This is a genomic window from Cupriavidus sp. UME77, from assembly GCF_014170355.1.
Classification (GTDB): Bacteria; Pseudomonadota; Gammaproteobacteria; order Burkholderiales; family Burkholderiaceae; genus Cupriavidus; species Cupriavidus basilensis.
Genome location: NZ_LZZU01000018.1, coordinates 416320 through 436977, shown reverse-complemented (window position 1 = coordinate 436977; position 20658 = coordinate 416320). Strand labels below are relative to the sequence as shown.

Below are 20658 nucleotides of genomic sequence, written 5' to 3'. Positions count from 1 at the left end.
GGCCAGCCAACCCACGATTTTGGCCAAACAGGAGGCGCCCAAGGCCAAATCCGCCGCTTCGGGCGTCCATGGCCACCCGGATCGACGTATAGTGGCTGGTGACGAAAGACGCCGCGCCCGGGCCTGTACCGCGCGGCGCCGAATTTCGTCCCCAGACATCGGGCCGGCGCACTGGCTGCCAGCCACTACCAAGGAAAACCATCATGAAGACCAAAGCCGCCATCGCCTGGAAAGCCGGCGCCCCGCTGACCGTGGAAGAAGTGGACCTGGACGGCCCGCGCGCTGGCGAAGTGCTGGTGGAGATCAAGGCCACGGGTATCTGCCATACCGACTACTACACACTGTCCGGCGCCGACCCGGAGGGCATCTTCCCGGCCATCCTGGGCCACGAAGGCGCCGGTATCGTCACCGACGTGGGCCCGGGCGTGACCTCGCTCAAGCCGGGCGACCACGTGATCCCCCTCTACACGCCGGAATGCCGCCAGTGCAAGTTCTGCCTGTCGCGCAAGACCAACCTTTGCCAGGCCATTCGCTCGACCCAGGGCAAAGGCCTGATGCCCGACGGTACCTCACGCTTTTCCATCGATGGCAAGCCGATCTTCCATTACATGGGCACCTCCACCTTTGCCAACCACATCGTGGTGCCGGAAATCGCTCTGGCCAAGATCCGCCCGGACGCCCCATTCGACAAGGTCTGCTACATCGGCTGCGGCGTGACCACCGGCGTGGGCGCGGTGCTGTTTACCGCCAAGGTGGAAGCCGGCGCCAACGTGGTGGTGTTCGGCCTCGGCGGCATCGGCCTGAACGTGATCCAGGCGGCCAAGATGGTGGGCGCGGACAAGATCATCGGCGTGGACCTGAACCCGGGCCGCGAAGCCATGGCGCGCAAGTTCGGCATGACCCATTTCGTCAACCCGAATGAAGTCGAGAACGTGGTGGACCATATCGTGCAACTGACCGATGGCGGCGCCGACTACTCCTTCGAGTGCATCGGCAACACCAAGGTCATGCGCCAGGCGCTGGAGTGCTGTCACAAGGGCTGGGGCAAGTCCATCATCATCGGCGTGGCCGAGGCGGGCGCGGAAATCTCCACCCGTCCGTTCCAGCTGGTGACCGGGCGCGAATGGAAGGGATCGGCCTTCGGCGGCGCGCGCGGGCGCACCGATGTGCCCAAGATCGTCGACTGGTACATGGAGGGCAAGCTCAACATCGACGACCTGATCACCCACACCCTGCCGCTGGAGCGCATCAACGAGGGCTTCGACCTGATGAAGCGCGGCGAGTCGATCCGCTCGGTAGTGCTGTACTGAGGCCGGCCATGCTCGAGCTTCTCTCCGAACACGGCTGCTTCGGCGGCGTGCAGCGCTTCTATCGCCATGCGTCGGCCACCATCGGCCTGCCGATGCGGTTCTCGGTGTTCCTGCCCGCGCAGGCGCTGGTCCAGCCCGAACGGCGCCTGCCCGCACTGTTCTACCTGGCCGGCCTGACCTGTACCGAGGAGACCTTCATGATCAAGGCCGGGGCCCAGCGCTATGCCGCCGAGCACGGCCTGATCCTGGTGGCGCCGGATACCAGCCCGCGCGACACCGGTATTGCCGGCGAGGCCGATTCGTGGGATTTCGGCGTGGGGGCGGGCTTCTACCTGGACGCCACGCAGGCGCCGTGGAGCCAGTACTGGCGCATGGAGAGCTACGTGACGCAGGAGCTGTTCGACCTGGTCACCACCGTGCTGCCGGCCGATGCGCAGCGCGTTGGCATCTTCGGCCACTCGATGGGCGGGCACGGCGCGCTGGTGCTGGCGCAGCGTCACCCCGGGCGCTTCCGCTCGGTGTCGGCGTTTGCGCCAATCGCCGCGCCCACGCGTTGCCCCTGGGGCGAGAAAGCGTTCAGCCGCTACCTGGGCGAGGATCGCGCCAGCTGGGAACAGTACGATGCCTCGGCGCTGATGGCGCGCCAGGCAAAGGCGCCCTTCCCCCGCGGCATCCTGGTCGACCAGGGCCTGGCCGACAAATTCCTCGCAGAGCAGTTGTATCCGGAGGTCTTCGAAGCCGCGTGCGCCGCCATCGGGCAGCCGCTGCTGCTGCGCCGGCACGAGGGCTACGACCACGGCTACTACTTCATCTCCACCTTGATGGAAAACCATCTCCGGCATCACGCAGCGCAGCTCTGAAGTGCGCCGCCGGCAGGGGCGCGGCAAGCTGCCGCTCCCCTGCACGCACGAGCCATGTCGACATCGATCCGCGGCGCCGATGGCAACGTACTGCCCCAACACGACAATGTCGGGATCGAGACGCGTGCGCAGCAGCGCTGGAGCATTGCCCTGCGTTCCTGCTAAAAAACAAAAAGCCAACCGCAGCCGCTTGTCTGGCCCGGCCTGGAGGCACCCATACCATGAGCAACCTGTCCGCCATCGAACTCAAGGCCTTCGTGCCCGCCCGCGATTTCGCGCTCTCCAAGCAGTTCTACCAGGACCTGGGTTTCGTCATGCCGTGGAGCGACGACAGCCTGGCCTACCTGCATCACGGATCGTGCAGCTTCATGCTGCAGAATTTCTACGTGCGGGACCTGGCCGAGAACCTGATGATGCACCTGCTGGTGGAGGACGTCGGGGCCTGGTGGGACAAGGTCAACGCGCAAGACCTCGCCGGGCGCTACGGCGTGAGGCTGATGCCGCCGCAGGACCAGCCGTGGAAGATGCGGGATTTCGTGCTGCTGGACCCATCCGGGGTGCTGTGGCGTATCGGGCAGAACCTGGAGTAGCGCCGCCTCGCTTTGGGCAGGCGGCGCCGCTTGGTAATACGTTGAAACAAGCCGGTGGCCGCTGAAACGGAATCCGCCGGGCGCCGCGTTGCCCGCCGGCACACCATGCTGATAGCATCCCCCGGGAACGCGACAACCCCGAAGGACAACACGATGCTCCGCAGTGCCCGCACGTTCCGCCTGATTCCCGTGGCAGCTACGTTACTGCTCTCCTGCGCCGCCTTTGCGCAAGGCTCGCCGGCGGGCGGCGACGAAGCCATGAACGCGATCCAGAGCAACTTCGCGCGCATGACGCCTTCGCCGCGCACGGTGGACAGCATCAACCAGGAGTTGCGGCAGAACCACGCCACGCCGGTCGGGACCAGCGGGCGTGGCGGCGGCCGCGGCCGGGGTCGCCAGCGCTCGCAAGACAGCACGCAGAACGGCACCGGCGCCGATACGCCGGCGAGCCAGGATCCAGGCCTTCGCGCCAATGCGCCCTCCGCGGCGGCATCGCCTGCCACAGGCAACCCGTAAGCACCGCGCTATGGCTGCAAGGCCCCAAACCGCTCGCGGTACTCGCGCGGCGTGATACCTAGCTGGCGCAGGAACGCGCGCCGCAGCCCTTCATCCGACCCAAAGCCCGTGCGCGCCGCAATGGCCTTGAGCGGCAGTTCACCCTGCTCCAGCAGCCGCCGCGCCCCTTCGATGCGCGCCGACTCGATGAACGCCATCGGGCTGGCACCCGCCTCCCGCGCAAATACGCGCCGGAAATTGCGCTCGCTCATCGCCACCCGCCTCGCCATTTCCTCCAGCGTGAAATCGTGCGCCAGGTCGGACAGGATCCAGTCCTGCACTCCGCGAATGCCGGCATGGCTGGTCGCCTGGCTGGCCAGGTGCAGGCTGTACTGCGATTGCCCGCCCGGGCGCTTGAGGTAGACCACCAGCTCGCGTGCCAGGTATAGGGCCAGGTCCCGGCCAAGATCCTCTTCCACCACGGCCAGCGCCAGGTCGATGCCGGCGGTCACCCCGGCGGACGTCCACAGGTTGCCCTGGCGGATGAAGATGGCATCCGCATCCACCTCCACAGCCGGAAAGCGCTGGCGCAGCAGCGTGGCGACGCTCCAGTGCGTGGTGGCGCGCCGCCCGTCCAGCAAGCCCGCCGCCGCCAGGAAGAAGGTGCCCGAACACAACGCAATCAATCGTCCGATGCGTGGCGCGACGGCGCGCGCCCACGGCACGATGCCCTCGGCGTCTCCCATCGCCCGTTCGATGTCGCGCGCGCCGACGATCACCGCGATATCCGGCAGCAGCACGGGGTCGAGCCGCGCCGTGGCCTCCAGCGTCATCAGCGTGTCCGAGCGCACCGGGCCGGCCTCCAGCGCCACCACCCGCGTGGCATAGGCCGGTTGCTGCCCGAGCTGGGCCAGCCGCACATTGGCGTAGTCGAACACCGTCATCGGGCCGATCGCCTCCATGGCCTTGAAGCCGGGGTACACCACGATATCCACCCGCCTTGGGGTGGCGACTGCCTGCGCTTGCATCGATCTGACCGGAGCGGAAAGCGGCGATCTTAACCCAGCGGGCCGTCGGCTACCGCCTGCGCACAAGCATATGCCGCGGCCGCATTAGTCGCTGGGCGCGCAAGCTTGTGCCAACAAATTCGTTCTATTGCAGTGAACCTGTTCTTAGCATGGTGCATATCGTCCACATCCCACCACATCGGGCGTACCGCCGCCTAACGAGGAGTGTCATGCATCAAGAGCCAGAGCAACCGTCGGCCGACCACGGTCCCGCGCCCGCGGACAACCCGCGCAGCACCGCCACCCTGAGCCGCCGCGGCTGGCTGCAGGCAGCCGGCACGCTGGCCGTGGCCACCGGCATCGCACCCTTTGTCTGGACGTCCCGGGCCAGCGCCGCGGGGCAGCTCAAGCCGATCAAGCTGGCCTGGAACGCCAGCGGCGTGTGCCTGGCGCCGGTCGCCGCGGCGGTGAAGGAAGGCATCTTCCGCAACCATGGGCTGGAGGTGGAACTGATCAACTTCGGCGGCTCCACCGACCAGTTGCTGGAAGCCATTGCGACCAAGAAGGCGGATGCGGGCGTAGGCATGGCGCTGCGCTGGCTCAAGCCGCTGGAACAGGGTTTTGACGTGAAGCTGACCGCAGCCACCCACGGCGGCTGCATGCGGCTGCTCACCCTGCGCAATTCCGGCGTGACCGACCTGAAGAGCCTCAAGGGCAAGACAGTAGCAGTCAGCGACATGGCCAGCCCGGCCAAGAATTTCTTCTCCATCTTGCTGGCCAAGCGCGGCATCGACCCGGTGCGCGACGTGCAGTGGCGCCAGTACCCGGCGGACCTGCTCGGCATCGCGCTGGAAAAGGGCGAGGCCCAGGCCGCCGCCGATGGCGATCCGCGCACCTACCTGCTGCGCAAGGAACGCGGCCTGGTCGAGGTGGCCACCAACCTGTCGGATGAATACGCCAACCGTTCCTGCTGCGTGCTGGGGATTCGCGGCAGCCTGCTGCGCGAGGACAAGCCGGCTGCCGCCGCGCTCACCCACGCCGTGCTGCAGGCGCAGGACTGGACGGTAGCCCACCCGGAAGAAACCGCCCGGCATTTTGCCGAGTTCGCCAAGGTGCCGCAGGCCGATGTGGTGGCCATGCTCAAGAGCCACACCCACGGCCACCATCCGGTCGGCGCGGACCTGAAGAAGGAGCTGGCGCAATACACGGACGAGCTCAAGCTGGTCTCGGTCATCCGGCCGGGCACCGATTCCAACAAATTCGCGGAGCGCATCTATGCCAACGTTCTCGGCTGAAGGGCAACACGGCGCGCATGGCTTGCAGGATGCGCACGATGATTTCCTGGCCGTGCCCGCGCCCGCCGTGCCGCGCGTCTGGCGAGGTGGCGCGCTGGCCGCGGCGGCCTGGCTGAGCGTGGCGGCCATCGTCAAGTTCTGGCCGGAGCCGGAGGACTGGCCGCTAACCCATGAGACCGCCTCGCTGTTCGCAGGCATTGCCGTAGTGCTGCTGGTGCTGGCCTTCGTGCAGCACCGGCTGGGCGGCATCGGCACCTCGTTGCGCCGCGCGGGGCCATGGCTGCTGGTGCTGGCGGTGCTGACCTTCACCTGGGAAGTGGTGACCGCCAAGCTCGGGCTGCTGCCGCGCCCCTTCTTCGCGCCACCCCAGGCGCTTGTCGAAGTCTTTGTCGAGGACTACGCGCGGCTGGCAGAGGCGGTGGCGCATTCATTGCGCCTGCTGGCCACCGGCTACCTGCTGGGTGCGCTGGCGGGCTTCCTGACCGGCGTGTCCATCGGCTGGTCGACCCGCGCGGGCTACTGGGTCCATCCGGTGCTGCGCCTGCTGGGCCCGCTGCCCGCCACGGCCTGGCTGCCGATCGTGTTCTTCGCCTTTCCCAGCAGCGCCAGCGCCGCGACCTTCCTGGTGGCGCTGGCCACGTGGTTCCCGGTCACGGTGCTGACCTGGTCGGGCGTGGCGGCGGTCGACCCGGCGTACTACGACGTGGCGCGCACGCTCGGCGCCAAGGAGCGTTTCCTGGTGCTCAAGGTGGCCGTGCCCGCGGCGCTGCCCAGCGTCTTCGTTGGCTTGTTCATGGGCCTTGGCGCGTCGTTCTCCGTGCTGGTGGTGGCAGAGATGCTGGGCGTCAAGTCCGGGCTGGGCTGGTATCTGCAATGGGCCCAGGGCTGGGCCGCCTACGCCAGCATGTACGGCGCGCTGCTGGTCATGGCGATCATCTTCTCGGGACTCATCACGCTGCTGTTCCGCTCGCGGGATCGCCTGCTGGCATGGCAAAAAGGAGTGGTCAAATGGTAAGCGCCGTGCTCGACAAACCCGCCCAGGCCCAAGCTGTGCAAGCCGCTACCGGCAGGGCCAGCGCCAGCGCCAAAGCCAACAATGGCGTGCGCCTGACGATCGATCAGGTGAGCCACCATTTCACGCTGCGCGACCAGGTGTTGCCGGTGCTCAGCCGCGTCAGCCTGACGGCCGAGCCGGGCGAATTCGTGGCCTTGCTCGGCCCCAGCGGCTGCGGCAAGTCCACCCTGCTGCGGCTCGTGGCCGGGCTGGAGCCACCGCGGCGAGGCACGCTGGCAGTCGATGGCGTGCCGATCGGCGGGCCTGACCCCAGCCGGGTGGTGGTGTTCCAGGACCCCACGCTGTACCCGTGGCGCACCGTCTGGGACAACGCCGCGCTGGGCCTGGAGGCGCGCGGCTTGCTCAGCAGCCAGCGCGAGCGCGTGGACGATGCGCTGGCGCGCGTCGGCTTGACCGAGTTCGCGCGGGCCTATCCGCGCCAGCTGTCCGGTGGCATGGCGCAACGCGCCGCGCTGGCGCGTGCGCTGGTCAACGAGCCGCGCTTGCTGATCCTCGACGAACCGCTGGGCAAGCTCGATTCCCTCACGCGCCTGAGCATGCAAGGCGAACTGGTTTCGCTATGGCAGCGCTCGCGCTTTACCGCGCTGCTGGTCACCCACGACGTGGAAGAAGCGCTGCTGCTGGCAACCCGCGTGATCGTGTTCAGCGAACGCCCTGCCCGCATCACGGCGGAAATCAAGATCGATCGCGATTACCCGCGCCACCGCGACGATCCCGAGCTGATCCGGCTGCGCCGCGAGATCCTGGGTCTGCTGGGGCTGGGCCAGGGATGGTAAGCCATGCCCGATGAGCTCTGGCATCTGAACGGCACAGGGTGGCTGGGCCAGCATGCGGTGCAAGAGCGCAATCCAGCGCGCGCCCTGCCCCGCATCCCGCCGGCAGCGCTGCGTGCTGCGCGCCGCGCGGCAGGCGCCATGGCACTGGCCGCCGGTGCCATGGCCGTGCCGCTTTGGCTGTTCACCGGTGCACCCTGGCAAGCACAACCGGCCGAGCCCGGCCCGCTGCTCCTGCAGGCCAGGGCGCGCGGCGAGCTGGTGGTGGGCGTGCACGCCTATGCGCGCCCCACGCCACCGGGCCGGCCCCTGATCGCGCAGCCCGATCCGGGCGAAGCCGCACTGGCCACCGAGCTCGGCCGTGCACTGGGCGTACCGGTGCGGCTGCGTCATCTGCCCGTTGCCGACTTCGGCAACAGCGCCAACACGGATATCGACCTCGCCTTCGGCGCGCCGCAGGACGCCGGACATCCGCGCGCGGCCGCCGTGCCGGCACCGGCCACGCCACGCGGCACCTTGCTGACGCTGCGCTACACGCCGGTCAGCCGGCTCGATGCACTCAACGGCAAGACGGCCTGCGTGAGCGCGGGCGGCCCTTTTCAACCCGCGCTGGCGCGCGCCGGCGCCGTGCTGCGCAGCTATCCCTCTGCGCTGCAGGCGCTGCTGGCATTCCGCCGCGGCGAGTGCGCGGCGGTGGCGGAAGACGCCACGCTGGTCGCCCGGGTGATGCGCTTGCCCGAATGGCGTTTCTTTACCGCGGCACCGCTGGTGCTCGACGGCGAGGGCGCGGCGCTGGCGCTGCGCCAGCCGGACGCGCAATCCGCCCGCTACCTGGCGCAATGGCTGGCGCGCTGGCAGCGCGACGGGCGCCTTGCGCGGCTGCGCGACGCGGCCGCCGGCGACGCCGCTTTCAACATGATGCTGGTGGAAAGCGGGCTGATTTGCCACTAAACACCCGCCACGCAACACCAAAGACAAAACAGCACAAGCACACGACAGGAGCAACCATGAGCTTGCAGTCCACCGGCACCACCAGCCGGCAGCGGATTACCCAGTGGCATCGCGAGAACGGCTTTGCCTCAGCCGAGCCTGCCGAGCCGGCCCCGCCACCGCCCGACGCGGCCCGCGCGCTTCCCTCCGAGGAAGCGCTGCATGCCTTGTCCGAGCGCTTTGCCGCGCGCGCCGCCGCCCATGATCGCGATGGCAGCTTCGCCTTCGAGAACATCGCCGAGCTCCACCAGCTTGGCCTGCTCGCCCTGACCGTGCCGCGCGCGCTTGGCGGTGCCGGGGCGGGACTAGCCGACGCCCGCCGCATCGTCCATCACGTTGCCGCCGGAGATCCGTCTACCGCGCTGGTGCTGGTGATGCAGATCCTTGGCCACCGCAACCTGGCGCAAGACACGCAATGGCCGGCGCCCGTGCGCGAGCAGGTGCAGCGCAGCGCGGTCGAGCAAGGCGCGCTGATCAACTCGTTGCGGGTGGAGCCCGAGCTGGGGTCTCCCGCGCGCGGCGGCCTGCCGGCCACGGTGGCGCGCCGGCATGGCGATGGCTGGCTCTTGTCCGGCCACAAGATCTACTCCACCGGCATCCCGGCCCTGAGCTGGCTGGCCGTGTGGGGACGCACCGATGAGCCGGTCCCGCGCACCGGCGTGTTCCTGGTGCCACGCGACGCGCCCGGCATCACCGTGGTGCCCACCTGGGATCACCTCGGCATGCGCGCCACCGGCAGCCACGACGTGGTCTTCGACAACACGCCGCTGCCCGCCGCCTACGCGGTCGACCTGCGCCTGCCCGCCGCCTGGGGCGAGCGCTACGAACCGGCCTGGGCCGTGTGGACGTCGACCCTGCTCGGCACGCTCTATGACGCCGTGGCGCGCAGCGCCCGCGACTGGTTCGTGGCATGGCTCAACCTGCGCGCCCCCGGCAGCCTGGGCGCGCCGCTGGCCACCTTGCCGCGCTTCCAGGAAGCGGTGGGCCGCATCGACGGGTGGCTGCTGGCCAACCGCGTGCTGCTGGAGCGCTTCAGCGCGGATGCCGATGCTGGCGCGCCAGCCAGCGCCAGCGACAGCAACCTGCTCAAGCTCACCGTGACCGACAACGCCATCGACGCCGTCGAGCTCGCGCTCAGGCACGCCGGCAACCCCGCCCTGTCGCGCGGCAACCCACTTGAGCGCCACTACCGCAACGTGCTCTGCAGCCGCATCCACACGCCGCAGAACGACGCGATCCTGGCCGGCGCCGGCGCGCAGGCCCTGCGCGCGGCGGCCGACGTCGCAACCCATGCCGCGGCAGCCACGCCGCCCGGCAGCCAAGCCTGAGGCCATCATGACCCAACCCGACTCCCAGCCGCGCCGCATCGCCATCGTCGGCGGCGGCATGGCCGGCACGCTGAGCGCCATCCGCCTGCTGCGCGACAGCAGCGCCCCGCTTGCCATCCAACTGTTCGAGCCGCGCGCCGAGCCGGGGCGCGGCCTGGCCTACAGCACGCAGGACCCGGCCCACTACCTGAACGGGCCCGCGCTGAACTTCAGCCTTCATCCCGAAGCACTCGAGGACTTCTCGCAATGGCTGGTGCGCCACGGGCATGCCAGCGCCGCCGAGGCCGACAATGCCTTCGCCCCGCGCAGCGTCTATGGCGACTACCTGGGAGACACCCTGGCGCGCGCCCTGGCCGGCGCCGCCGGACGCGCCACGCTGGAGCACGTGCGCACGGAAATCACCGACGTGACCATTGGCGTGCCGCACCGCGTGCGCAGCGCCGACGGCCGCGCATGGGACGCCGACCACATCGTGCTGGCCACCGGCGTGCAGCAGGCACGGCCAGCGCTGGCACAAGACGACACCCTGGAAACCGCTGGCCGCTACGTCCCGGATCCCTGGCAACCGGACGCATTGGCCCGCCTGGCAAGCGCGCGCGACATCGCCTTGATCGGCACCAGCCTGACCATGCTCGACGTGGTTGCCACGCTGGAACGGCTCGGCTTCACCGGCACCTACCACGCATTCTCGCGGCGCGCGCTGGTGCCCTGGCTGCGCCACAACGCCGGCCCCTGCGACGACTTCCTCGCCGCCGCCGGGCCCGAAGCGCTGGCCGCGCCCACCGCCCGCAGCGTGGTCCGCCGGGTGCGCCGGCAGCGCGACAAGCTGGCCGCCCAGGGCCTCGACTGGCAAAGCGTGCCACCCGCGCTGCGCACCTACATCGCCCCGCTGTGGGCAGCCGCCAGCGTGCCGGAGCGCCAACGCTTCCTGCGCCATGTGCGCCCCTTCTGGGACAACCTGCTGCATCGCGCGGCGCCGCCCACGCACGCGGTCTTCGCGGCAGTGCGTGCGCAGGGCCGCCTGCATGTGCACGCCGCCCGCGTCACGGCGCTCGAAGCCGTGGCCAGCAAGAATGAAGTGAACGACGCCAACGGCTGGCAACGCGGCCCCGCAGGCAAGGCGGAGAAACCCGTCTGGGTGGCCCTGCACCTCTCCCGCGAACTAGAAGCCCCGTCCACGGTGGACGCCGCCATCAACTGCACCGGCGCGGAGTACGGCTGGCACGCCGGCAACACCCGGCCGCTGGTGCGCAGCCTGCTGGCGCGCGGCCTGGTCCGGCCAGCGGCAGCCGGATCCGGCCTCGACGGCGACGCGCACGGCCGCGTGTTCGATCGCGGCGGCCGCCTCGTGCCGGGCCTCAGCGCACTGGGCGCGCCGCTGCGCGGGGCACTGTGGGAATCCGGCACCATCATCGACGTGCGCAACCAGGCGGCAGCGCTGGCGGCGCGGCTGGTGGAGGAACTCGGACTAAAGGCCGAGATCGAGGCGCAGGCAGCCTAGCAGGCTGGCAGGCTGGCATTCGGCCAAAGGGCAGGCGCATCCTGAAAGCGGCAACGCTTGCCAAGCGCACCCGCCGTTGGCATATAATCTGGTCCGGGCGCCGGCAGGGCGCCCGCTCCCGCAAAAGCCAGCGCACCTGCCTGCCCGTACCGTACGGTGCCGAGCGATCCAGCCCGGCACCGCCAGTTCGTTGCAAGAACCACACCGTTGACCTTTTTTGCCGCCGCGGGAAACGGCATTGCAAAGGATATGACATGTGGCTCACAACGCTCAACACACCCGCTCGCCCTCCCAATAGCGACTTCCTGCGCCGCCATGCACGCAGGCTGCTGCGCCAGCTCCACGCCGAACAAGCCATGCAGGCGCTACCGGTAATCCGGCGCATCCACCGCGCGCAGGTACGCTCGCAAAGCGTCGCGGAACTCTACCGGCTGCGCCACACCCTGCAGCTCAAGCACTGCCTGCAACTGCTGGCGGCCGAACTGGGCTACGCCAGCTGGTCCGCATGCAAACGCGACATCGACGGCCGGCCCGCCAGGGTACTGGACCGCTACCGCCTCGACCTTGGACAGTTCGGCGACTACCAGCAACTCTGGTTCGCCGACCGGCAAGGCGCGCAGGCATGGCAAGCGTCCAACGGTGGTTACGTGGTGGCGTATGGCGAGCAGGCGGCGGTGCTGCTGACGGGCAACGCCCTGCCCGCGATGCGCGACTGACCGGGGGCCCGTATGGGGCGCCTCGGCGCCTACTTCGCCGCGGGGCGCCTTGCCAGCTGACGGTAGCGCGTCAGCGCCCATAGCGGGAAATAGGCCGTATAGCCGTGGTACTTCAGGTAGTAGATGCGGGGAAATCCCGGCGCGTTGTGCGAAGGATGCTGCCAAAGGCCGCTGCCAGCCTGGCAGTCCAGCAGGTAAGCAATGCCCTTGCGCACTGCGGGCGTATCCACCTCGCCCACGGCGAAGAGGGCCAGCAGCGCCCAGGCGGTGCAGTTGGGCGTGCTCTCGCCCCCATTGGTGCCGGCCAGCGAGTCATCGAAGTAGCTATCGTTGGTCTCGCCCCATCCGCCGTCGGCGTGCTGGCAGCGTAGCAGCCAGTCGACTGCCTTGCGGATATAGGGCTGGCGCACGTCCTCGCCCACCAGCGCCAGGCCCGCCAGCACACTCCAGGTGCCATAGATATAGTTGCTGCCCCAGCGTCCCCACCAGGCGCCGTCGGCGCGCTGGGTGCGGCGCAGATAGGCCACGCAGCGCGCGACGGCGGCGGCGTGCGCTTCGCGGTTTCCGCTCAGGCCGATGCATAGCAGCACACGCCCGGAAACGTCCTCGGTGGGCGGATCCAGCAGGGCGCCATGGTCGGCGAAGGGGATGCGGTTCAGGTACTCGCGATCGCAGTTGGCATCGAAAGCGCCAAAGCCGCCGTTGCGCGATTGCAGACCTACCATCCATTTCACGGCGCTCGCGACCGCGTCCTGGTAGCGCTCGGGCTGGCCGATCCGGCGCGCGTGCACGGCCAGCATGGCGGCTACCACGGCGCTGTCGTCGATGTCCGGGTAATAGGCGTTGGCGTACTGGAACGCCCAGCCGCCGGGCTGCACGGAGGCTGGCGCGTGCTTGCCCCAATCGCCGCGCAGGTCTCGCACCTGCCGCACTTCCAGCCAGTCGTAGGCGCGCTGCACCGCCTGCTGCGTGCGCGCGTCGGTGCCGGCGTGCTGCAAGGCCATGATGCTCCAGGCGGTATCCCACACCGGTGACAGACAGGGCTGGCAATAGGCCGAGCCGTCGGCGCGGCGCACCACGAGCTTGCGGATCGCGGCCAGGCAGGTAACGCGTGCCGGATCGGTCTTCGGCACGCCAAGCAGCGCCATCATCTCGTACCAGTACACCATCGGCGGAAAGATGCCACCCAGGCCATCCTCGCCGTTCATGCGCTCCACGCACCAGGCTTGCGCCCGGGCGATGGCCCGCCGGCGCACCGCGGCGGGAATCCACGGCTCGATCGTGCGTGCCAGCTTGTCGGCCACCAGAAAGGCCTTGCGCATCAGGCCCTCGCGGGAGAAATAGTGCCGCTCGCGCTCGGGCGGCGTGACGAACAGCTCGCTGACCCCGACAGCGTGCGGATTGATGGCCTTGGCCCGCAACGAGCACAGTACCGTCAGCGGCACCAGCGTGGAGCGCGCCCAGTAGGCCATCTTGTCCAGGTGCACCGGCGCCCAGCGCGGGAACAGGATGAGCTCGACCGGCACGAAGGGCGTGGCGCGCCAAGGCACCTGCCCGAACGTGGCCAGGAGGATGCGGGTGAAAACATTGGCCTTGGCGGCCCCGCCCTGCGCCAGGATGGCGCGGCGGGCCTGGGCCATGTGCGGGGCATCGGGGTCGTCGCCGGCAGCCTTCAGCGCGAAATAGGCCTTGACGCTGCATGACACGTCGAGCGCGCCGCCGTGGTACTGGTCCCAGCCACCATGACGGTCGTGCCGCTGGATGCTGCGCAGGTAGACCGCCATCGCCGCCTGCAAATCGGCATCGATTTCGTCCACGAAGTGCATCATGAGGATGTACTCCGCGGTAATGGTGGCATCGGACTCCAGCTCGAAGCACCAGTGGCCGTCGCGATGCTGGTGGCTCAGCAGGGCCTCGCGGGCCGCGTCGATGGCCCGGTGCAGATTCGCATCGGCGCCAGGGGTGGCGGCTGTGTCTTGCGTGGGCGCGCCGGCGTCCTGCCAGGTGCCGGGTTGCGCGTTTAGCCGGGTATTCAACTGGGTATTCAATTGCGAGTTCGGTCGTGCGTTCATTGCGGCTGGCGCCGTGTCATCTGATCCAGCTGACGCAGGACTTCCGCCCTCAGCCCGGGCTCCATCGACTGGCTGCCCAGCAGGTCGGCAAGCCACAGCCCGTCGGCAGCCAGGCGGCAAATCATCAGCCTCGCCGCCTCCGCCGCGGGCAGCGAATCGGGGCGTGTGATTTCGGCAATGCGTGGGGCCCAGCGATCGCGCGTATCGGCATCGGTCAGCATCAGCGCCAGCAGCAGATGCAGATAGCTGGCGGCGTCCTCGTTCCGCTCTTCCTGCAACGTCGCCCGCATATAGGCCCGCGCCGCGCGGCCCTCGGCCTGCGTGTCGCTGGCGATCGCAGCGGCCACATCGGTGTTGAAGGTCTCAACCGCATCGTCGAAGAGCGCGTCCAGCAGCGCCTGCTTATTGTGGAAATGATGCTGCAAGCCGCCCTTGCTGACGCCGGCACGCGCCGCCACCGCATCCAGCGTCACGGCGCGCAGGCCGGACTCGAGGGCGAGCTGGGCCGCGGAGTGCAATAGCTGCGGGCGCAGCACGTCGGGCTGCTTCTTTCGGCGGTGTGCTTGTGTCATGGACGCGGATCATACCATCCAGACGGATTGTTTTGAATCCGCTTGCACGGCATGCCAAGAACCGGATTCAGGATGAAGTCTCCTCGCGCCGGAGCAGACCTGCCGGAGCCGCTTCGCCGCCGCTCCGGATCGCCAGGGCGAGCGTCAGGGCGAACGCGCAACCAGCGCCCGCCCCTCGTCTCACACTCACTGTCCCCGCGTATTCCCCACGATCGGATCCATCCCGCTGCGCTCGATCTCCACCCGCGCCGCAGGCGAAGCCAGATAGCGAATCAACGCGCGCCCCGCCTCCGGATGCTCCGCCCCCACCGGCACGCCGGCGGCGAACGTGGTGATTTTCTGCAACGGCTCGGGAATCTTGCCGACAAAGCTGGCGCCCTTGACCGGCAGCAGCTCGCTGACCTGCTGCAGCCCGATCTGGTAATCGCCCTGCGCCACCACGCTGCCTACCGGTGTCTTCTCGATCTTGTGGGCTCGGCCCTTGACCTGCGCCTCAATGCCCAGCTTCTTGAACATCTCCGTCTCGACATACACGCCACTGGCGCTATCCGAGTAGGCAATGGACCTGGCATCCAGCAGGGTCTTGCGGAATGCGTCGACGGTGCTGATATCCGGCTTGGGCGCGCCCTCGCGCACCGACAGGCCGATGCGCGAGTCGGCCAGGTCGACCCGGCTGTCCGGCAGTACCTTGCCTTGCTTGATCAGGTCATCCAGCGCATAGGCCACCATGATCACCACGTCGGCATGCTCGCCGCGCGCGAGCCGGTTGGGAATGGCCTCGGGCGACTTGCCCATCGACGGGCCCCATGCGGTGGACAGCGTATTGCCGGTGGCCTTCTCGAAGCCCGGGCCGAGCGCCTTGTAAGCCGCGGTAAAGCCGCCCGAATTCATGACCTTGACCTCGTCGGCCAGCGCATTGCCGGCGGCCAGCGCCATGCTGGCGGCGCCGACCAGCAGAAGTGCCAGCCATGGCTGCTTGTGCTGCCGGGGGGGATGGGAAGGGGAAACAAGCTTGCGGGCTGCCTTGACGGGGTACGGCACGGCAATGGTCAGCATGGTCGGCGTGGTCGGCGTGGTCATATGCGCTCTCTGTGGGCATTGAAATGGGAATCGGCCTGCCCGCGTCAGTCTCCGCGGCGCAGGCCGACCATTCTATGCAAGCACCGCGCACGGCGATAATGCAATGTTTCTTGGCTTTGATCGGTTTTACGCATCAATGCCGGCGCCGCCTCCTCCGCCGTGCACCGATGTGGCCGCGCTCCTGCCGCGCCGTGTCACCGCCTGCCCGACCATGTCATACAGCGCTTGCGCATGCGCCGGCAACGTGCGCCCGCGGCGGCGCAGGATGCCCAGCGTGCGGGACACGGCTGGATCGCGCAGGGGGACCGCGACCAGCGTGGCGCGCTCGCCACCGGGCAGCGCCAGGCGCGGCACGGCCGCTACCCCCAGCCCGGCCTCCACCAGCGCCAGCACGCTGCTGACATGGCGCACCTCGTAGAAGGCGGCCGGCCGCAGCGGCAGCTCGGCCAGGGCAAGATCCAGCATCAGCCGGTTGCCGCTCGACTTGGCTAACGCTACCAGCGTATGTGCACCAAGTTCAGCCCATTTCACCGAACGGCGCCGGGCCAGCGGATGATCGTGGCGGCAAGCCAGTACGAAAGGATCGCGCAGCAAGGGCTCGAACAACAGGTCGGCCTCCTGCGTGCCGATGAAGTTCAGGCCAAAGTCCGCCTCGCCGCTGGCCACGCTGTGCAAGACGACGTTGGCGCCTTCGTCCACCATCTTGACGCGGACGTTGGGGAATTGCGCATGAAAACGCGCGATCACCGCCGGCAGGAAGTAATGCGCCGCCGACGGCACGCAGGCAACCGTCACTTCGCCTGAGCGCGTCGCGGCCGCGTCGCCGATGCCCATCAGCGAAGATTCGACTTCCGCCAGCAGCGCGCGCGCCTTGCCGACAAACTCCCGACCCACCACGGTCAGGGTGACACGGCGCGTGGTGCGCTCGAAGAGCCTGACATTGAGCGCCTGCTCCAGTTTGTCGATACGGCGCGACAGGGCCGGCTGCGACAGGCTGAGGGCCTCGGCGGCGGCGCGGAAGCCACCTTGCTCCACCACGGCCACCATCGCCTGCAGGTCGCCGAGGTCGAATCTGATCGGTTGCATTGTGTTCCAGGCTAAGGCGGTGATGAGGGGATCAGGCAGGCATTGATGCGCCCGGCCGATCAAAGCGCTCCACCCGGCATTCTAGCCGTCCGGCCCCGGCGCGTCCTCTCGCGCCGGCCTCCGGCAGGAGGTTGTCCGACACCCCACGTGCGTAGGTGAACGGGTGCAACGCCACTGAGGTATTCTCCCGAGCTTCGCCGCCAGGCCTGGCGAGACAACCCGCCTCATCCAGCCCCATCGCACCTCATCACGCCCACCCACTGCACCGGAGGAAATTTGCAGATGTCCGACCCGTTCGCCCTGCTAGCCGTTACGACGCTCCTTAGCGTCATGATGCTGGCGATCGTCTGGTCGCTGCGGCGCTGCGGCCAGCCGGGCGTGACGTTGTGGTGGCAAGCCAACCTGACGGCCATGGTCGCGCTGCTGCTGATCACACTGCGCGACAGGATCCCGGATGCGCTGTCGATCGTGGTGGCCAACGGCGCGCTGGCTTGGGGGCTGGCATTGTTTCATGCGGGCATCGCCCGTTTCTGCGGGCGGCAGCCACCCTGGCGCACGATGATCGCCGGCACCCTCGCCGTGGTGGCCGGCATCGTGACGTGGCGCTATGTATTCAATGATTTCAATACCCGCGTGGTCATCGTCTCGGCATTCCACGCCACATTCTGCGCCTGCGCAGGGTACGTGCTGGTGCGCTACCGCCCGCGCGCTCGCCCGGCCAGCCATTACCTGACCACCGCCGGGTTCGCCTTCTTCCTGTCGGCGGCGCATGCATTGCGGGGCGTGCTCTCTGCGCTCTCGATCATGGACCACCCTGCCACGACGAGCACGCCCGGATTGAATGCCGCCTTCCTGGTGCTCGGCGCACTGGCCATGCCGGGCCTCACCATGGGCGCCGTGCTGATGATCCACGACGCCATGGTGCGCCAGCTCGAGGCCGTGGCCAACACCGATTTCCTGACCGGCGTGATGTCGCGCAAGGCGTTCGAGAACGAGGCCGCGCGCGAGCTGGCGCGCGCCGGGCGCGGCGGCCCCGCGCCGGTGCTGCTCATCATCGACATCGACCACTTCAAGACGGTCAACGACACCTTCGGCCATGCCGCCGGTGATGCCGTGCTGGTGGAGTTCGCGCGCCTGGCCGCCGCCAGCCTGCGCGCGCCTGACAGCATCGGCCGCATGGGCGGCGAGGAATTCGTCGTGCTGCTGCCCGCCAGTTCGCTGGAAGCGGACCGCCCCGCCGCCGAGCGCATCCGCCTGCTGGCCGAAGGTAGCCGAGTCAGCGGCCCGTTTGGCACCGTGCGCTACACGGTGAGCGGCGGCTATGCCCGGTGGCACCCCGGCGAGAGCCTGGCGCAGCTCACCGCGCGCGCCGATACGGCGCTCTACATGGCCAAGCTATCGGGACGCAACCGCATGCTGGCGCATGTGCCTGCCCCGGCAGCGGACAGCGCCCCCGCCGAACTGGCCACTGGCAAACCTTGATCGACCCGCAAAGGCGGCCTCTAAGCCTGCAACGGCGTGCCCCGGTACGCCCCGGGCCGCAGCCCGGTCCAGCGCCGGAACGCGCGATGGAACGCACCCGGCTCGGCAAAACCAAGCTCGGCCGCGATTTCCGCCAGCGGACGACTGGAATGGCTTAGCGCTTCGATGGCCAGGTCGCGCCGCATCTCATCCTTCAGTTGCTGGTAGGTCCCGCCCTCCTCCATCAGCCGGCGCCGTAGCGACGATGACGACATATGCACGTCGTGCGCCAGGCGGTCGAAGGTGGGCCACTGCTCCGGCGGCTGCGCGCGCAACTGGCGCCGCACGCGCGCCATGATGCTGGTGCGGTCGGTGTATTTCACCACCACGTTGTGCGGTGCGTCGCGCAGGAAGGCCTTGAGGCTACGCTCGTCCTGGTGCACCGGCTGGTCCAGCCAGGCCGCGTCGAACACCAGCGCCGTGGCCGGCTGGCCGAACGCCAGGTGGCGCGAGTACATCAGGCGGTACTCGGCGCTATAGGCCGGCTCCGGATAGCTGAACGCCGCCAGCAGCACGGGCACCCGCCGGCGCAGCAGCCAGCTCATCAGCCCGTGCAGCATGATCAGCATGGTCTCCTGCGCGAACACGCTCGGCGGCTGGCTTGAGGTGGCCGTGAGCACCAGCGCAGCCCGTGCGCGCTTGCCAGCGCCAGGCTCACCGCCCACGCCTTCGCGCTCCAGCCGCACGCCGATATCGTCCAGCAGCAAGCCGAAATAGCGCACCACTCTTTCCAGGCCCTGCGCCAGCGTCTTGCTGCCCACGATGGCGTGGCACAGCATGGCAAAGCTGCCGCACTTCATGCGGCGCGAGTCCTGGCCAAAGAACTCATCGTCCAGCGCGGCGGCCACCTCCATCCACAACGCGCTATAGCTTGCCGCCGACACGCGCGCCTGCGGCACCGCCAGCAGCGCGGGCACGATGCCCGCCGCCTGCAGCACCGGCTCTGGCGCGATGCCGCGCGCGCGCAAGCCCGCGATGGCGTGATGCACGAAGCAGATGGCGACGCTGTGTTTTTCCATGGAAAGGCAAGGATCTGGAACGGATGGCTTGCTGGCCCAGGCTTGCCGGCAGTGGCAAACGAGTTCAGCAAGGTTGGCGGATTCTGGCATAGGAGCGCCTCGCCTGTCTTCCTACACTTGCTGCCAACACTCCCGCCCAGTGCGGGCCACCAGACCGCCAGCCTCACCCGGATCGCGTGCCCCCACGCCAATCCCGGCCCAACCCGAGCCGCCATGCACCACGAATATAGCGAACAGCAAGCCATGATCCGCGACACCGCGCGCGCCTTCGCCAGCGAGCGCCTGGCGCCCTGCGCTGCCGAGTGGGACCGTGCCGGCCAGTTGCCGCCGGAGGTGGTGGCGGAGATGGGCGCGCTCGGGCTGCTCGGCATGATCGTGCCGGAGGAATGGGGTGGCACGTATACCGACTACATCGCCTACGCGCTGGCCATCGAGGAAATCGCCGCAGGCTGCGCCGCCTGCGCCACCCTGATGAGCGTGCACAACTCGGTGGGCTGCGGCCCGATCCTGCACTACGGCACGCAGGCGCAAAAAGAGCGCTACCTGCCGCGCCTGGCCAGCGGCGAGATCATTGGCGCGTTCTGCCTGACCGAGCCGCAGGCCGGCTCGGAAGCGCACAACCTGCGCACCCGGGCGCACGCCACGGACAATGGCTGGGTACTATCCGGCAGCAAGCAGTTCGTCACCAACGGCCAGCGCGCAGGCGTGGCCATCGTGTTTGCCGCCACCGAGCCGGCACAAGGCAAGCGCGGCCTGTCGGCCTTCGTGGTGCCCACCGATACGCCCGGCTTCTCGGTGCACACGCCCGAGCGCAAGATGGGCATCCGCGCCTCCGACACCTGCGCCATCACGCTGGACGACTGCCACGTGCCGCACGACGCCCTGCTCGGCGAACCCGGCGAGGGACTGCGCATTGCCCTGTCAAACCTGGAGGGCGGGCGCATCGGCATTGCCGCGCAGGCACTCGGCATCGCCCGCTCGGCCTTTGAGGCCGCCTGCCGCTACGCCGCCGAGCGCGTGCAGTTTGGCCGCCCGCTGCGCGAGCATGCGCCCATTGCCAACATGCTGGCCGACATGGCCACCGAGCTCAACGCGGCACGCCTGCTGGTGCACCGTGCCGCGCATATGCGCACGGCCGGCCAGCCCTGCCTGTCGGAAGCCTCGCAGGCCAAGCTCTATGCCTCCGAACTGGCCGAGCGCGTGTGCTCCAAGGCGCTGCAGATCCATGGCGGCTACGGCTACCTGGAAGACTACCCGGTCGAGCGCCATTACCGCGACGCCCGCATTACGCAGATCTACGAAGGCACCAGCGAGATCCAGCGCATGCTGATCGCCCGCACCCTTTGAGCCGATTGCCCGACCACTTTC

19 protein-coding genes are annotated in these 20658 nt (G+C 68.8%); 13 read left to right on the top strand and 6 right to left on the bottom strand.

What is annotated here, in order from left to right; genetic code table 11:
- The first annotated feature begins 203 nt into the window (after positions 1-203).
- The 4 genes from A9975_RS09490 to A9975_RS09475 all read left to right on the top strand — a co-directional run bounded on the left by A9975_RS09490 (position 204) and on the right by A9975_RS09475 (position 3276).
- Positions 204-1310 carry an S-(hydroxymethyl)glutathione dehydrogenase/class III alcohol dehydrogenase gene (locus tag A9975_RS09490; protein ID WP_150985540.1) on the top strand — a complete coding sequence of 369 codons (1107 nt, stop codon included), beginning with the start codon at positions 204-206 and terminating at the stop codon, positions 1308-1310.
- Between the two features lie 8 nt (positions 1311-1318).
- On the top strand, positions 1319-2170 hold the full coding sequence (gene fghA / locus A9975_RS09485; protein ID WP_183032382.1) for an S-formylglutathione hydrolase: 852 nt from the start codon (positions 1319-1321) through the stop codon (positions 2168-2170).
- 221 nt (positions 2171-2391) lie between these two features.
- The gene (locus A9975_RS09480; protein ID WP_183032379.1) at positions 2392-2760 is read left to right on the top strand and encodes a VOC family protein; all 369 of its coding nucleotides are present in this window, start codon (positions 2392-2394) and stop codon (positions 2758-2760) included.
- Between the two features lie 153 nt (positions 2761-2913).
- A complete protein-coding gene (locus tag A9975_RS09475) occupies positions 2914-3276 on the top strand; it encodes a hypothetical protein (protein ID WP_183032376.1) in 363 nt (120 codons plus the stop codon).
- Between the two features lie 8 nt (positions 3277-3284).
- On the opposite strand, the gene A9975_RS09470 is transcribed toward A9975_RS09475, so the two are convergent.
- On the bottom strand, positions 3285-4283 hold the full coding sequence (locus A9975_RS09470) for a GlxA family transcriptional regulator (protein WP_183032375.1): 999 nt from the start codon (positions 4281-4283) through the stop codon (positions 3285-3287).
- 209 nt (positions 4284-4492) lie between these two features.
- On the opposite strand from A9975_RS09470, the gene A9975_RS09465 reads away from it, so the two are divergent.
- From A9975_RS09465 to A9975_RS09435, 7 genes are all read left to right on the top strand, one after another.
- On the top strand, positions 4493-5557 hold the full coding sequence (locus tag A9975_RS09465) for an ABC transporter substrate-binding protein (RefSeq protein ID WP_183032372.1): 1065 nt from the start codon (positions 4493-4495) through the stop codon (positions 5555-5557).
- A complete protein-coding gene (locus tag A9975_RS09460) occupies positions 5538-6572 on the top strand; it encodes an ABC transporter permease (RefSeq protein WP_183032369.1) in 1035 nt (344 codons plus the stop codon). The genes A9975_RS09465 and A9975_RS09460 overlap by 20 nt, the downstream gene beginning before the upstream one ends.
- Complete coding sequence (locus tag A9975_RS09455) at positions 6566-7408, top strand: ABC transporter ATP-binding protein (RefSeq protein WP_220810665.1); 843 nt, start codon at positions 6566-6568, stop codon at positions 7406-7408. The genes A9975_RS09460 and A9975_RS09455 overlap by 7 nt, the downstream gene beginning before the upstream one ends.
- Before the next feature lie 3 nt (positions 7409-7411).
- Positions 7412-8356 carry an ABC transporter substrate-binding protein gene (locus A9975_RS09450; protein WP_183032367.1) on the top strand — a complete coding sequence of 315 codons (945 nt, stop codon included), beginning with the start codon at positions 7412-7414 and terminating at the stop codon, positions 8354-8356.
- A 56-nt stretch (positions 8357-8412) separates the two neighbouring features.
- Positions 8413-9723, top strand: coding sequence for an acyl-CoA dehydrogenase family protein (locus A9975_RS09445; RefSeq protein WP_183032365.1), 1311 nt, complete (start codon positions 8413-8415; stop codon positions 9721-9723).
- Between the two features lie 7 nt (positions 9724-9730).
- The gene (locus A9975_RS09440; RefSeq protein WP_183032363.1) at positions 9731-11224 is read left to right on the top strand and encodes an FAD/NAD(P)-binding protein; all 1494 of its coding nucleotides are present in this window, start codon (positions 9731-9733) and stop codon (positions 11222-11224) included.
- A 254-nt stretch (positions 11225-11478) separates the two neighbouring features.
- Positions 11479-11940 carry a hypothetical protein gene (locus A9975_RS09435; protein WP_183032360.1) on the top strand — a complete coding sequence of 154 codons (462 nt, stop codon included), beginning with the start codon at positions 11479-11481 and terminating at the stop codon, positions 11938-11940.
- Positions 11941-11969: 29 nt separating this feature from the next.
- Here A9975_RS09435 and shc read toward each other — a convergent pair whose 3' ends face one another.
- The 4 genes from shc to A9975_RS09415 all read right to left on the bottom strand — a co-directional run bounded on the left by shc (position 11970) and on the right by A9975_RS09415 (position 16750).
- Positions 11970-14012, bottom strand: a complete 2043-nt coding sequence (gene shc, locus A9975_RS09430; protein WP_183032350.1) for a squalene--hopene cyclase — start codon at positions 14010-14012, stop codon at positions 11970-11972.
- A complete protein-coding gene (locus A9975_RS09425; protein WP_183032349.1) occupies positions 14009-14584 on the bottom strand; it encodes a TetR/AcrR family transcriptional regulator in 576 nt (191 codons plus the stop codon). The genes shc and A9975_RS09425 overlap by 4 nt, the downstream gene beginning before the upstream one ends.
- 186 nt (positions 14585-14770) lie before the next feature.
- Entirely contained in the window at positions 14771-15520 is a 750-nt protein-coding gene (locus tag A9975_RS09420; protein WP_255503129.1) for a substrate-binding domain-containing protein, read from the bottom strand.
- A 270-nt stretch (positions 15521-15790) separates the two neighbouring features.
- Positions 15791-16750: a LysR family transcriptional regulator gene (locus A9975_RS09415; RefSeq protein WP_183032348.1), complete on the bottom strand. Its 960-nt coding sequence runs from the start codon at positions 16748-16750 to the stop codon at positions 15791-15793.
- A 282-nt stretch (positions 16751-17032) separates the two neighbouring features.
- On the opposite strand from A9975_RS09415, the gene A9975_RS09410 reads away from it, so the two are divergent.
- Positions 17033-18232, top strand: a complete 1200-nt coding sequence (locus A9975_RS09410; RefSeq protein WP_183032347.1) for a GGDEF domain-containing protein — start codon at positions 17033-17035, stop codon at positions 18230-18232.
- Positions 18233-18252: 20 nt separating this feature from the next.
- Here A9975_RS09410 and A9975_RS09405 read toward each other — a convergent pair whose 3' ends face one another.
- Positions 18253-19290, bottom strand: a complete 1038-nt coding sequence (locus A9975_RS09405) for an AraC family transcriptional regulator (protein ID WP_183032346.1) — start codon at positions 19288-19290, stop codon at positions 18253-18255.
- 213 nt (positions 19291-19503) lie between these two features.
- Between A9975_RS09405 and A9975_RS09400 the strand changes: the two genes are divergently transcribed.
- A complete protein-coding gene (locus A9975_RS09400) occupies positions 19504-20637 on the top strand; it encodes an acyl-CoA dehydrogenase family protein (protein ID WP_183032345.1) in 1134 nt (377 codons plus the stop codon).
- Positions 20638-20658: the final 21 nt, after the last annotated feature.